Genomic DNA, 12663 nt, shown 5'->3' on the forward strand with positions numbered 1-12663 from the left:
TCCCTGGGAGGGGACCATGAACAAGCTGCATCGTAGTACCCGTCATACGCCGCTGGCCGCCGCGCTCGCGGCAGCACTCACCCTGGTAACCGCCCAGGCCGCCGCGCAGGACACAGGTAATACCGCCGGTGTCACCGAGTTGGACAAGGTCATGGTCAAGGGCGTGCGCGGCGCGCAGGCCGAGGCCATCGAGAACAAGCGCACCGCTGCGCAGATCATCGATTCGATCTCGGCCGAAGACATCGGCAAGCTGCCCGACGTCACCATCACCGACTCGCTGCAGCGCGTGCCGGGCGTGCAGATCCGGCGGTCGGCCGGCGAGGGCTCGCAGCTCAACATCCGCGGCATGCCGCAGGTGCAGACCACCATGAACGGCGAGTTGTATCTGAGCGCCGGTGGTGGCGACCAGTTCGGCCAGCCGAACATCGGCCGCGCGCAACCGGATTTCGTCGACATCCCGCCGACGCTGTTCAGCGGCGTGGACGTGATCAAGTCGCCTACCGCTGCCGACCTGGATGGCGGCATCAGCGGTACGGTATCGCTCAAGACCCGCCGCCCGTTCGACCTGCCGGAAGGCTGGACCTTCAGTGGCCAGGCCGAAGGCTCCTACGGCGACCGCGTGCAGGAACTCAACGAGTTGTACTCGGGCCTGGCCAGCTTCCGCACCGAGCGCTGGGGCGCCTTGCTGGCCGTGTCGTACTCCGATGCCACGCTGGAGAACAAGCACCCCAGCGTGTATTCCAACGGTGCGCAGAAATCCACTGAGCAGAATGTGGGCTTCGATTTCAACGGCGACGGCCGCATCGGCAGCAATACCGATCCGTCCAACCTGCCGCGCGATTACTTCTACAACTGGGTCGCCACTGAGCTGGACAACCGCAGCACCGACCGCCAGCGCACCGGCGTCAACGGCTCGTTCCAGTTCAACATCAACGACTCCTGGACAGTGCTGGCCGACGCGGCCTACACCAAGCTCGAAGATCACGACACCTCGGTGGCCGCGCAGCTGCATACCGGTTGGGCAACCAATCAGTTGCAGCCGGGATCGGTGGTCGATCCCAACGGCGTGCTCGAATACGGCCAGTTCCGCTATAACCGCTTCCAGGCGCACTCGATGGCTGGTGTCGCCGATTCGGATTCGCTCAACACCAATCTGGAATTGCGCTTCGATGACGGCGGTCCGTTCCGTGCGTCGTTCCGTTGGGTGCATGGTGATGCGCAGCGTACCTACGACGAAGCGCGCGCCGATGCGGTGGTGACACGCGGCGATCAGATCACGCGTGCCGGCGGCGTCACCCAATGGGCGAATGCCAACGGCTTGCCGACAGTGGATGCCTCGGTGGATTTCCGTGGCACCTACCCGGCGGTCAACCTGGGCACCGATGTGTCCAACCCGGACAACTGGCAGCTGATGTCCACCTGGGCACAGGGCAACAAGATCGAAGCGACGATGGATGCGTTCCGTGCCGACGGCACCTTCGAGTTCGATGAGGGCGTGGTGCGCGGCTTCCAGTTCGGTATCCGTTACGGCGAGCGCGAGGTCAAGCTCGATACCTATCGCTACCTGTCGCCGGTCTCGACGACCTGCGCCGACCCGAACCGTTCGTTGTACTACTTCAAGGACCCGCTGATCGTGGATACCTGCAGCGGCGTCTCCGAGGCGCGGCTGCTGCCGTTCAATTCGATTCCCGGTTACTGGGCTTACTTCAACGACTTCGATCCGCTCAAGGTCACCGGCCTGGGCAGCCAGGGCTTGCCGGCGATCAATCCGCAGGTCATGAAAGACCCGGTGGCCTATCTCAACAGCCTGTACCCGGGCAACGTGGCCTACCAGCAGGCGGCAGACTCCTACAAGGTCACCGAGAAGAGCACCGCGGCGTACTTCCTGGCGAACCTGGAAGGCGGCACCGGCAGCGCGCTGCCGTGGACAGCCAATATCGGTGCGCGCATCGTGCAGACCAAGCTGGCGATCGATCAGTATCTGAGTAGCGGCAATGTGTTTATCGGCAATGTCGAATGGAACGGCGTGAGCCCGGCCATCGGCACCAATCGCTTGAACCGTCAGTACACCGACGTGCTGCCCACCGCCAACCTGTCGCTGGATATCACCGATGCGCAGAAACTGCGCTTTGCCTACAACAAGGCGGTGGCCCGTCAGGACCTGCCCGATCTCGGTCGCGGCCTGGTGAGTTTCTATGCGGTCAACGGCACGCCGCCGCGTAACCCGTCGTTGCCATCGGATGCGGTGTTGTTCCTCAATGGCCGCTCCGGTAACCCGGATCTGGATCCCTATCGCGCCACCAACTACAACGCCTCATGGGAATGGTATTTCTCCGATGCGTCGCTGATCAGCGTGGGCGCGTTCCTGATCGACGTGAAGTCGTTCCCCACCACCGTGACCAATATCGAGCTGTTGCCCGATGCCGATGGCGTGGCGCGTCTGGGTGGCCCGGTGGAACGCATCGTCAACGGCGGTGGCGGCAAGATCAAGGGCTTTGAAATTGGCTATCAGCAGGCCTTCGATTTCCTGCCCGGCTGGTTGAGCGGCTTCGGTACCAACATCAACTACACCTTCTCAGACGCCGATACCGACAACACCGATATTGAAGGCAACACGCTTCCGATCGGCGACAACTCCAAGCACCAGGCCAATGCGGTGCTGTGGTATCAAAAGGACAAGCTGCAGGCACGTGTGGCCTACAACTGGCGCAGCAAGCGTTTCAGCCAGGTCAACAGCGGTGCCTGGGGTGACGAGCTGGCGATCTGGAACGACGATGTCGGCTATCTGGACGCCTCCTTCAGCTATGACGTCAATGACCATCTGACGCTGTACGCGCAGGCCACCAACCTCACCGGTGAAAGCGAGCGCCGTTACGCGCAGTGGACCAACCATTACTACGACCAGAACATCTTCGAGCGTCGTTACTACGCTGGTCTGCGTTTGCGCTTCTGACCCGATGTGTCGATGTGCGACACGGCGCACCCCCGCGTCGTGTTGCACATGGTCTTCTGTCGTCCCTCTCCAAGCGGTCATTGCGCGTTCTTCCCGTCGCCGGTGTTTCCCGGCGCTGCAGTACGTCCGACGTTACGTCGGGCACCCTCCCATTCGGCCGCATCGTCGGGAAGCGATGTGGCCGTTTTTTTGTGCGTAATGGCACATCGATTTGTGGCGTAATGCCTGCAGTTGAAATGTCGCCATGGACAGTCGCTGGATCTGTGCCCAACCGCAATATTTGACGATTGCTTATGGCTGATATGCGGCGTAGTTTCCGCATGGCGAACACACCACCCCGTTCGCAGGCACAGCATCCCATGCTGCTCGCTCATTCGCTCCCTGGAGATACTCCGAACATCGCAGAGGCAACCGGCGCAACGATTATCTCGACGCGACCGTGTTGGCCTCCAAGGAATCTGAGGTCTTAGGCGAATCGTCCCAAATTGCAGGCAGGCCAACGGCCTGGTTTCTGTCTGGGCGTCGCTGAATTATTGCCGCGCAACGACTCTTCGGCGGGACGCTGACGGAGCGTCATCGAGTGGCTCCAGACATCTCTGATGGGCGCTCTGAAAGAAAGGAGCAACGCAAGCCAAAAAAGGCAGTGCTGCAATGCGTGTCGATAAACACCATCCAATCATCAAGGTGAATCTCATGAAATCCAGCAAAGGCATCCGTCGTCACTTCAAGCGCACGATGGCGCTATCGCTGTTGGCGGTGAATCCGCTGTTCGTCGCGACGGTCTGCGCGCAGGTCCATGTCGATAATCCCTTTGTGGGCGCCACCGGTTATGTGAATCCGGATTACGCCAAGAAGGTCGATGCATCGATTGCAAAGGTCAAAGGCGTGCCGTTGAAGGCCAAAATGGGCGTGGTCAAGACCTATCCCACCGCGGTGTGGCTGGATCGTATCGCCGCGATCAGTGGCGGTTCGCAGAACGCCGGGCGGCTGGGGTTGCGCGGCCATCTGGATGCCGCATTGGCGCAGAAAAAGGCCAATACGCCGATTACCGCCAGTTTCGTCATCTACGATCTGCCGGGCCGCGATTGCCATGCGTTGGCGTCCAACGGCGAGCTGCCGCTGACGCCGGCAGCGCTGGAGCGCTACAAGAAAGAATATATCGATGTGATTGCCGGGATCTTCGCCGATCCAAAATACAAGGATATTCGCATCGTCAACGTGATCGAGCCGGACAGCCTGCCGAACCTGGTCACCAATTTGAATGACATGCGCTGCGCCCTGGCCAGTTCCACCGGCATTTACGAAGAGGGCATCAAGTATGCCCTTAATAAGCTGCATGCCATCCCCAATACCTACAATTATCTGGATATCGGTCACTCCGGGTGGTTGGGTTGGGACAGCAATCGTGGCCCATCGATTTCGCTGTATACCCGGGTCGTGCAGGGCACCACTTCCGGGTTGGCGAGCGTGGACGGATTTGTCACCAATACCGCCAATACCACGCCGTTGAACGAGCCGAATCTTCCCAATCCCGAGTTGAGCATCAACGGGCAGCCGATCAAGTCGTCGAAATACTACGAATGGAATCCGTATTTTGACGAAACCGACTTTACTCAGGCGCTGTATAACGGCTTTGTCAGCGCAGGTTGGCCGAGCACCATCGGGTTTATCGTCGATACGGGCCGCAATGGCTGGGGCGGACCCAATCGTCCGGTCGGTGCGTCCGGCAGCGATATCAATACTTATGTGAACTCCGGTCGTATCGATCGCCGCTTCCATCGCGGCAACTGGTGCAATCAGAAGGGCGCGGGGATCGGCGAATTGCCGACCGCGGCGCCGGGCCCGCATCTGGATGCCTATGCCTGGGTCAAGCCGCCGGGCGAATCCGATGGCTCCAGCACCCTCATTCCGAACAATGAGGGCAAGGGCTTTGATCGCATGTGCGATCCCACCTACACCACGGCCGATGGCGTGTTGACCGGAGCGTTCCCGGGCGCGCCAATTTCCGGTGCCTGGTTCCACAACCAGTTCGTCGAGCTGGTGAACAACGCGTACCCGGCGATCGCAACGGCCAGTGCCGCTTCTGTCGCGTCGACGACGCCACGCGTGGCACCGGGCGCCACCCGTGGCCTCACCGCGATGGGCGGCGATGCCCGGGTCCGCCTCAGCTGGTCGCCGGTGGCAGGGGCAACCAGCTACACCGTGCAACGGCGCGCCGGCAGCACGGGGGCCTTCGTGACCGTCGATGCCAATGTGGCCTCTGCGTCCTACCTCGATCAGTCGGTCACCAATGGGGCCAGCTACGACTACGTGGTGAGCGCAAACGGCGTGGCAGGAACGAGCGCACCATCGGCAGTCGTGCGCGCGCGGCCAGGCAAGTGATGAGCTCGCAGGGCACCAGTACGGTGGTGCCCTGCGGCGGTGGCGGCTGGGCTGGCTGCGTGTCGGCCCGGTCGTTACCGTGTCGTTGATGCCCCCCTAGGTCATGGCGGCCACCCGGCCGCCATGGATGCGATGCAAGCGTGCATGCACCAGCGTTGGGTTCCTTGACGGCGTGTTCTGCCTGCCCAGCGCTCATCCCTGCAGCGGGATCTCAACGCGATGCCACACGCGCCTGTCTGTCGACATGCAGCGCGCTGACCTGGCGCACGCATTGCACGACCGAAGATCGATCTTCGCCGGCGGCACCAGGCCCCGGAATCGCCATTACCCAGCAGACGGCCCCGCCGTCGAACCGCGCTTGACCACGGTGTACTTCATCACCTGATGCACGCCGGCGGCCGCATCGCCCTTGCGCCGTTGCCGAATGGCATCGGCAAGCAGCGACACCGCCGCACGGCCCATCGCAGTGACCGGCTGATGCACGGTGGTGAGTTCAGGCCAGATGGTGGTCGCGACCGGCGTGTCGTCGAACCCAGCCACCGACACATCCTCCGGCACCCGCAGGCCGAGACCATGGGCAACGGCCACCGCGGCAGCGGCCATGTCGTCGTTGCTGCAAAAGATGGCGGTTGGCGGCTGCGGCTGGGCGAGCAGGCTGCGTGCGGCCAGCAGGCCGGAGTGATAGGTGAACAGTCCATCGGCGATCAGGTCGTCGGCAAGCGCTAGCCCGGCGGCCTGCAGGCTGTCGGCATAGCCGTTGGCACGCAGCGCGCTTGGGGTGTGCTTCGGATCGCCCTTGATCAGCGCAATACGCCGATGACCGAGTTCGATCAGGTGATCGACGATGGCGCGCGCGGCCTGGTAATCATCGATGCGCACCGAACTGATTTGCGCCATCGGCGCGCCGCTGGCCACGGCCACGACAGGAATGCCGCGCGCATCCAGCTCGGCAATGGTCTGGCGCGAGTCGCATAACGGCGGCGGCAGGATGACGCCATCCACGCCTGCCGCCAGCAGACGTTCGGTGGCGGCGCGCTGGCTGCGGATGGCACCGCATTTTTCCACCAGCACCTGGCTACCATTGAGGCTGCTCTGTTCGAGCAGCCCCAGCATGAATTGATTGAGATAGGCGGCGCTGGGGTTGCTGTACAGCACGCCGATCCGTAGCAGGCCGCTGGTACGTAATGAGCGGCCGGCCAGATTGGGCCGGTAGCCCAAGGCCTGTACCGATGCCTCCACCCGTGCCCGCATGTCCTGGCCGACATGCGGGTGCCGGTTGATGACGCGCGATGCGGTCATCGGCGATACACCGGCGTGTTTGGCGACGTCCAGCAAGGTCGCCGCATTGTTCGCACTGCGTTGCCGCTTGGCCACCATCGTGTGTGCTCGTCCTGGAGTAGAAGCGCAAGCGTGCGACGCGGTACCAGCTTACTCGTTCGGCGGCTGCACGGCGCTGGCGCGGCTGCCGAAATCGCCATCGGCTTCGGCCGCCAGATACGCAAACACGGTGTAGGCGGCCACGTTTTGCGCAAGCGCCTTCGGGTCGATCTTGTCCAGCGTGTCGTCGGCGGTGTGGTGCAGGTCGAAGTAGTCAGTGCCATCCTGCGCCAGCCACGCCCAGGCACCGCCCTTGGCGGAAATCGGCCCGACATCTGGGCCGGGGCCGCCCTTGCTCGGCTCATACGCGATGCCCAGCGGCGCAAGCACGTCGGCGATCTGCTTGGTCGCTGCCCGCGAGTCCTCTGGCGCAGCCGCGCCGGTGTTGAACGCGTAGATGCGCCCGGCGCCGAAATCGCTCTCCGCGCCGATCTGATGCAGCGCCATGTCCTTGGCATCCTTGCCGTGCGCGGCGGCATACGCCTTGCCGCCGTACAAGCCCTGTTCTTCGTTGGCGAAGGCCACCACGCGGATGCTGCGCTTGGGTGCCTGCTTGAGTTGCCCGATCAGGTGGCCTGCCGCCATGGTGATCGCCACACCGGCGCCGTCGTCGATCGCGCCGGTGCCCAGATCCCACGAGTCCAGGTGCCCGCCGATCACCACCACTTCCTTGGGCTTGCTGCGCCCGGTGATCTCGCCAATCACGTTGTAGGAGGTCGCCGTGCCGTCCCAGCCGCAATCCAGCGCCAGACGGATGCGCGTGGCACCCAGGGCAGCAAGGCGGGCCAGCTGGTTGGCATCGGGCACCGACAACGCCGCCGCCGGCACCGGGGTCAGCCCCTCATCGAACCGGGTGATGCCGGTATGCGGCACGCGATGCGAATCGGTGCCGGCCGAGCGCATCACGAATCCGATCGCGCCCTTGCGGATCGCTTCCGACGGGCCCTTGCTGCGCACCGCGCCGCTGTTGCCGTAATCCTTGCCGTCGCGCGCCTTGACCATCTGGTAGTCGACGAAGGCGATCTTGCCGGCCAGCGATCCGGCAGGTGCGGCCTGCAACGCGGCGAGATTCTCGAAGCGCACCACCTCGCCTTCGACGCTGCCGCCCGGGCTGCCGCCCAGTGCGGTGATGGTCAGCGGTTGCGCATGCGCGCCAAGCACGGCGGCGCGCTCGCTGCGGCGTTCCCACTTGGGAAAGGTCACCGGCTCGGTCCACACCTTGTCGAAACCCAATGACTGGAACTTGGCCTTTGCCCAGGCCACGGCACGCGGATCGGCTTCCCCGCCGGCAATGCGCGGGCCCACTTCGGTGGTCAGCGATTCAACCACCGCAAAACCGGTGCTGTCGGCCAGCGCCTGCTCGCGCAGCTGCGCGGCGGTGCGCAGCGCGCTGTCCGGGATGGTGGTCGGTGCGGCACAGGCGGACGCGCAGGCGAGCAGGGCGGAGATGGCAACAGCGAGGCGACGCATGCAGGGCGGCTCCAAACGACAAGGGGGACCCCGAGCTTATCAGCGCAAGGTCCCCCGTCCGCGTGCGAAAGGTCATCCTTCCGCGCGAAGCGCGCAACGGATGTGCCCGGTCAGGGCGTGGTCGGCGGCTTGAGTGTGTCGTTCTTGAGCGAGTCGCGGATCTCGCGCAGCAACAGCACTTCTTCGCTCGGGCCCTTCGGTGCATCCGGCTTGCGATGGGTGACGCGGTTGATCAACTTGACCACCAGGAAGATGGCGAAGGCGATGATCACGAACTGCACGACGGTGTTGATGAAGTCGCCATAGCCGATCGCCACGGCCGGAACTTCCTTGCCGGTGGCATCGACGCCGGCCGGCTTGAGCACCCACGCCAGCCGCGAAAAATCCACGTTGCCGATGGCCCAGCCGATGGGCGGCATGATGATCTTTTCGACCAGCGCGGTGACGATTTTGCCGAATGCCGCGCCGATGACCACACCGACCGCAAGATCGATGACGTTGCCACGCATCGCGAATTGCTTGAACTCGCTGACCATTCCCATTGTGCTCTCCAGATGCGGTTGCGGACCCACTGCCGCTACGCCGAGCGTAGCCCGGCGAATGTCAGCCGGCGATGATGCCGTGGCGTTCGGCCACGTTTTCCAGGCGCGCACTGAACTGATCGCCCGGCAGCAACGGCCCGACGCCGGCCGGCGTGCCCATGAAGATCAGGTCGCCCGCGCGCAGTGCATACAGCTTGGACAGCTCATGCAGGATTTCCGGCACGTTCCAGATCATCTGATCCAGCAGCGATTGCTGACGCACCTGTCCGTTGACTTCCAGCGACAGGTTCAACGCCTCCAGCGCGCCCACTTCGCCGGCGTGCACCAGCTCGCTGATCGGAGCGGAATGATCGAAACCCTTGGCGATATCCCACGGCAGCCCCTTGGCCTTGGCGGCGGCCTGCAGGTCGCGACGGGTCAGGTCCAGGCCCACGCCGTAGCCATAGATCAGGCCGTCGGCTTGCTCCACCGGCAACTCACCGGCCGGCGCATCGCTGCCCAACGCCACCACCAGCTCTACTTCGTGATGCAGCTCGTTGGTACCGGGCGGGTAGGGGATGTGGTCACCATGACCGACCACGATGGCGTCGGCAGGCTTCATGAAGAAGGTCGGCTGCCCGCGGTCGGCCTTGGAAGCCGGCGCGCTGGCGCCCATCTCGCGCGCATGGTCGGCGAAGTTGCGGCCGACACAATAGATGCGGTGCACCGGAAACGTACCGCCGCCAACCACCGGAATGCGCGGAACGTCGGTGGCGGGAATCACATCGTGGGTCATGCACGCATCCTCGAACAGGGGACGCGTGAGTCTAGCTGCTACGCCGTGTCCGACGGAACCTTCACTGCTGAAACGCCAGAGGCGCATCGGCCGGCGTCGCGCCGCCGGGCGGTCAGGCAGGCGCCCAAGCGCAGATCGGCATGTGCGACCACATGCCGATGGGTGATGTGCAGGGGTGGAGCCAGGCGAAACGCGCCGCCAGGACGCAGCGGCAGGGCGTGCTCAGTGCGACATCGGCAGCGCGGGCTTGCGCACCACGCGGTACTCGGCCTCGACCACCCGCGTCTGCGGCGACGGACGTCGGTTCGACTTGCTCAACAGCTTCCAGGCGATGCCGCCCAGGATCATCGCTGCGCCAACGAACACGCTGAAGAAGATCAGCACCGCCAGGATGGCCAGGCCTGCGAGGCCCGCTGCAACGCGCACCAACGGATGGCGCGGCTTGCGTGGCGCAAACAGGTGATGGAGGTTGCCGAATTGGAAGATGCGTGCAGGCATGGCGGTGGGCTGCCGGGCAGGAAACAAGCGCGAAGTATCGTTGCGGTTTCATGTCATTGAGTGAAAAGTTCGTTAATTCGAGCGCTGTTTTGTTAAGTGCATCACGCTGCGTGTGCTAACCGGAGTCTGCCGTAGCGTCTGGATGACTGGTGATGCCGGGTGATCTTGCGCATGGCGCCGGCAGCGACGCGGCGTTGCGTTGCGCACAGAGACGATGCCGGCACATGCCACAATCGGCGACCGTTCTTCGCAAGCGTTGCCCATGTCACCGTCCTCACCGACCGCGCTCGCCACCCTGGCGCAGATTCCCGATGCCGGATTTCTGGAAGTGGAAGCGCTTTGGGAAGACGGCCCGGAGTCGCTGGTGCTGTATCGCGACGGTGCGCAGGTACGCGCATGGTTGAACGTTTGCCCGCATGCCGGACGCAGGCTGGATTGGGCGCCGGGCCAGTTCCTCAAGACCAAGGAGGGCCATCTGGTCTGCGCTGCGCACGGCGCCGCCTTCGAACTGGCCGCAGGCGAATGCATCAGTGGCCCGTGTCGCGGTCAATCGCTCGTGGCAGTGCCGGTACGCGTCGACGGTGAGCACGTGGTGCTCGGATAAAGGTCGATGACGCCTTGGCGCCGCAACCCGATGGCCGGTGCAGCCGGTGCCTGAGGTGTGGAGAGCGACGGCGCAGTCGCAGGCACGTTGGCCTGTGCAAGTGACCTCAGACGGTGACAGCACGTGCCGGTGTAGTGCCAGCCCGCACCCACCCATCTTCAGCGCGCAGCCCACCAGAACATCAGGTTGATCACCGACACCATCACCACGATGTAGATCAGCGACAGCGGCGCGCCCACGCGCCACAGTTCGCGCGGTTGATAGTTGGCCGGGCCGGCGACCATCGAGATCACCGGGTTGGAAGCGGTCATCAGGTTATTGGAGGCCGACAACGCCACGATCAGCGCGAATGCGGTGGGATTGCCGTTGGCCGCCAGCGCCAGGTTGACCGCAATCGGCACCATCACGATGGTCGCGCCGACATGGCTGATCACCAGCGAAAACGCCGTGGTCAACAGTGCCAGGCTGATTTCCAGCGCCCACACCGGGACGCCTTCGGGCAGGCGGTCGATGGTGTGGCCTGCGACCCAGGCCGCGGTGCCGCTGCTGTCCATTGCCCAGCCCAGCGGAATCAGCCCGGCCATCATGAAGATGGTCTTCCAGTTGATCGAGGCGTAGGCCTCGTCCATGCGCAGCACGCCGCTGACCAGCATGCAGGCCACGCCGGTCATCAGCGTCAGCGCCACCGGCAGGCGCGAGGTCAGCGCAATCAGGATGGTGAAGGCGAAGATCGCCATCGCAATCTTGAACTTGTGCGGGCGCTGCTCGCCTTTCGGGAAATCGGTGACCGGCACGAAATCGCGGCTTTCCGCTGCCTGCGCCAGATCCTGCCAGATGCTGTGAAACACCAGCATATCGCCGGCGCGCAAGGGCACGCTGCGCACGTCCTCGCGGATCACCTGCTTGTCGCGGTTGATGGCAAGCAGGCTGATGCCGGCCTGCTTGCGCAGCCGCAGCTCGCCGGCGCTCTTGCCGATCAACCGCGAGTTGGGCGGGATCACCGCTTCGGAAATGCCTGCAAGGCTGGGGTTGAACAGGTCGCCCAGGTTGCGCAACCGCGAGGACATGCGCAGGAAATGGTTCTGCGCAAAGTCGGCAACCTCCTGGCGCTGGCCCATCGCACCCAGCACGCTGCCGACCCAGATGCGCATGTCCGCCGGCGGCGCAAGCCGGGTGTCGTTGCCGGTTTTCAGCGCCAGCAGCAGCGGGGCGTCGTGAATGGCTTCGGCTTCGCCCAGGGTCATGCCGACCAGCGGGCTTTCGGCGGTGACGGTGAGCTCGAACACATCGCCATCGATGCCATAGGTCTTGGCGAAATAGCTTTCGGTGCGCGAGGGGGTGACCCCTTCGTTGATCAGGCGCTCTTCTTCGATCAGCTTGCGGTCGCCGTAGAAGCGGAAGTACAGCAGTGCGGCGATCAGCAGGGCCACGCCGATCGGCAGCGGCGCGAACATCGTCAACGGCTCGATGCTGGCCATGCCCGAGGGCAGGTTGTTGTTGGCCGACACCAGCAGGTCGTTGAGCAGGATCAACGGCGAATTGCCCACCATGGTGAGCGCACCGCCCATCACGATGGCCGCGGCGATCGGCAACAACATGCGCTGCAGGGTGAGCCCGGTGCGTGCAGCAAGGCGCGAGGCGACCGGCAGGTACAAGGCCATCACCGAGGGGTTCTGCATGAACGATGAGTTCAAGCCGGAGATGGCCAGCGTCATCATCATCAGGCGCTGCTCGCTGCCGTGCGACCGCCGCAACAGCCAGCTGGCCAACCGGTTCAACGCACCGGTGCGCTCCAGCCCCGCGCCAAGGATGGTGGTGGCGATGATGCTCATCACCGCATTACCGGAAAACCCGCCGAACAGTTCTTCCGGCGCCACCAGCCCGGTCACGCCCAGCACGACCAGCACGATCAAGGCCACCACGTCGGCGCGAATGCGCTCGAACAGGAACATCGCCATCGTGAAACCGACCAGCCCGAGGACGAGCTTCATGTCGTTGGTCAGCGTCAGCGCGGTGTCCATTGGGGGCCGGGAATGGGGAGTCGGGAATGGGGAATTGGCAG

General features: G+C 64.0%; 9 protein-coding genes. 3 read left to right on the forward strand and 6 right to left on the reverse strand.

Annotation, left to right across the window (positions count from 1 at the left end):
- Positions 1–16 precede the first annotated feature (16 nt).
- Both A7D17_RS21780 and A7D17_RS21785 read left to right on the forward strand, forming a co-directional pair.
- On the forward strand, positions 17–2953 hold the full coding sequence (locus tag A7D17_RS21780; protein ID WP_064511034.1) for a TonB-dependent receptor: 2937 nt from the start codon (positions 17–19) through the stop codon (positions 2951–2953).
- 735 nt (positions 2954–3688) lie between these two features.
- Entirely contained in the window at positions 3689–5335 is a 1647-nt protein-coding gene (locus tag A7D17_RS21785) for a glycoside hydrolase family 6 protein (protein ID WP_064511118.1), read from the forward strand.
- 324 nt (positions 5336–5659) lie between these two features.
- Here the strand turns inward: A7D17_RS21785 and A7D17_RS21790 are convergent, their stop codons facing one another.
- The 5 genes from A7D17_RS21790 to A7D17_RS21810 form a co-directional block, all read right to left on the reverse strand.
- The gene (locus A7D17_RS21790; protein ID WP_064511035.1) at positions 5660–6712 is read right to left on the reverse strand and encodes a LacI family DNA-binding transcriptional regulator; all 1053 of its coding nucleotides are present in this window, start codon (positions 6710–6712) and stop codon (positions 5660–5662) included.
- 51 nt (positions 6713–6763) lie between these two features.
- Positions 6764–8182, reverse strand: a complete 1419-nt coding sequence (locus A7D17_RS21795; RefSeq protein ID WP_064511036.1) for a M20/M25/M40 family metallo-hydrolase — start codon at positions 8180–8182, stop codon at positions 6764–6766.
- Between the two features lie 110 nt (positions 8183–8292).
- Positions 8293–8724 (reverse strand): large-conductance mechanosensitive channel protein MscL, encoded by a 432-nt coding sequence (mscL, locus tag A7D17_RS21800; RefSeq protein ID WP_064511037.1) that lies wholly within the window; start codon positions 8722–8724, stop codon positions 8293–8295.
- A 61-nt stretch (positions 8725–8785) separates the two neighbouring features.
- Positions 8786–9499, reverse strand: coding sequence for a fumarylacetoacetate hydrolase family protein (locus A7D17_RS21805; protein WP_064511038.1), 714 nt, complete (start codon positions 9497–9499; stop codon positions 8786–8788).
- Positions 9500–9721: 222 nt separating this feature from the next.
- Entirely contained in the window at positions 9722–9997 is a 276-nt protein-coding gene (locus A7D17_RS21810; protein WP_064511039.1) for a hypothetical protein, read from the reverse strand.
- A 262-nt stretch (positions 9998–10259) separates the two neighbouring features.
- On the opposite strand from A7D17_RS21810, the gene A7D17_RS21815 reads away from it, so the two are divergent.
- On the forward strand, positions 10260–10601 hold the full coding sequence (locus tag A7D17_RS21815) for a Rieske (2Fe-2S) protein (RefSeq protein WP_064511040.1): 342 nt from the start codon (positions 10260–10262) through the stop codon (positions 10599–10601).
- A 158-nt stretch (positions 10602–10759) separates the two neighbouring features.
- Here A7D17_RS21815 and A7D17_RS21820 read toward each other — a convergent pair whose 3' ends face one another.
- The gene (locus A7D17_RS21820) at positions 10760–12622 is read right to left on the reverse strand and encodes an SLC13 family permease (RefSeq protein WP_029220706.1); all 1863 of its coding nucleotides are present in this window, start codon (positions 12620–12622) and stop codon (positions 10760–10762) included.
- Between the last annotated feature and the right edge of the window lie 41 nt (positions 12623–12663).

The organism is Xanthomonas floridensis (assembly GCF_001642575.1).
GTDB lineage: Bacteria > Pseudomonadota > Gammaproteobacteria > Xanthomonadales > Xanthomonadaceae > Xanthomonas > Xanthomonas floridensis.

Coding starts and splice junctions, on each gene's coding strand:
- A7D17_RS21795 (WP_064511036.1), bottom strand. CDS start 8,182: ATGCGTCGCCTCGCTGTTGCCATCTCCGCCCTGCTCGCCTGCGCGTCC.
- A7D17_RS21790 (WP_064511035.1), bottom strand. CDS start 6,712: ATGGTGGCCAAGCGGCAACGCAGTGCGAACAATGCGGCGACCTTGCTG.
- A7D17_RS21785 (WP_064511118.1), top strand. CDS start 3,689: ATGGCGCTATCGCTGTTGGCGGTGAATCCGCTGTTCGTCGCGACGGTC.
- A7D17_RS21780 (WP_064511034.1), top strand. CDS start 17: ATGAACAAGCTGCATCGTAGTACCCGTCATACGCCGCTGGCCGCCGCG.
- A7D17_RS21815 (WP_064511040.1), top strand. CDS start 10,260: ATGTCACCGTCCTCACCGACCGCGCTCGCCACCCTGGCGCAGATTCCC.
- A7D17_RS21810 (WP_064511039.1), bottom strand. CDS start 9,997: ATGCCTGCACGCATCTTCCAATTCGGCAACCTCCATCACCTGTTTGCG.
- mscL (WP_064511037.1), bottom strand. CDS start 8,724: ATGGGAATGGTCAGCGAGTTCAAGCAATTCGCGATGCGTGGCAACGTC.
- A7D17_RS21820 (WP_029220706.1), bottom strand. CDS start 12,622: ATGGACACCGCGCTGACGCTGACCAACGACATGAAGCTCGTCCTCGGG.
- A7D17_RS21805 (WP_064511038.1), bottom strand. CDS start 9,499: ATGACCCACGATGTGATTCCCGCCACCGACGTTCCGCGCATTCCGGTG.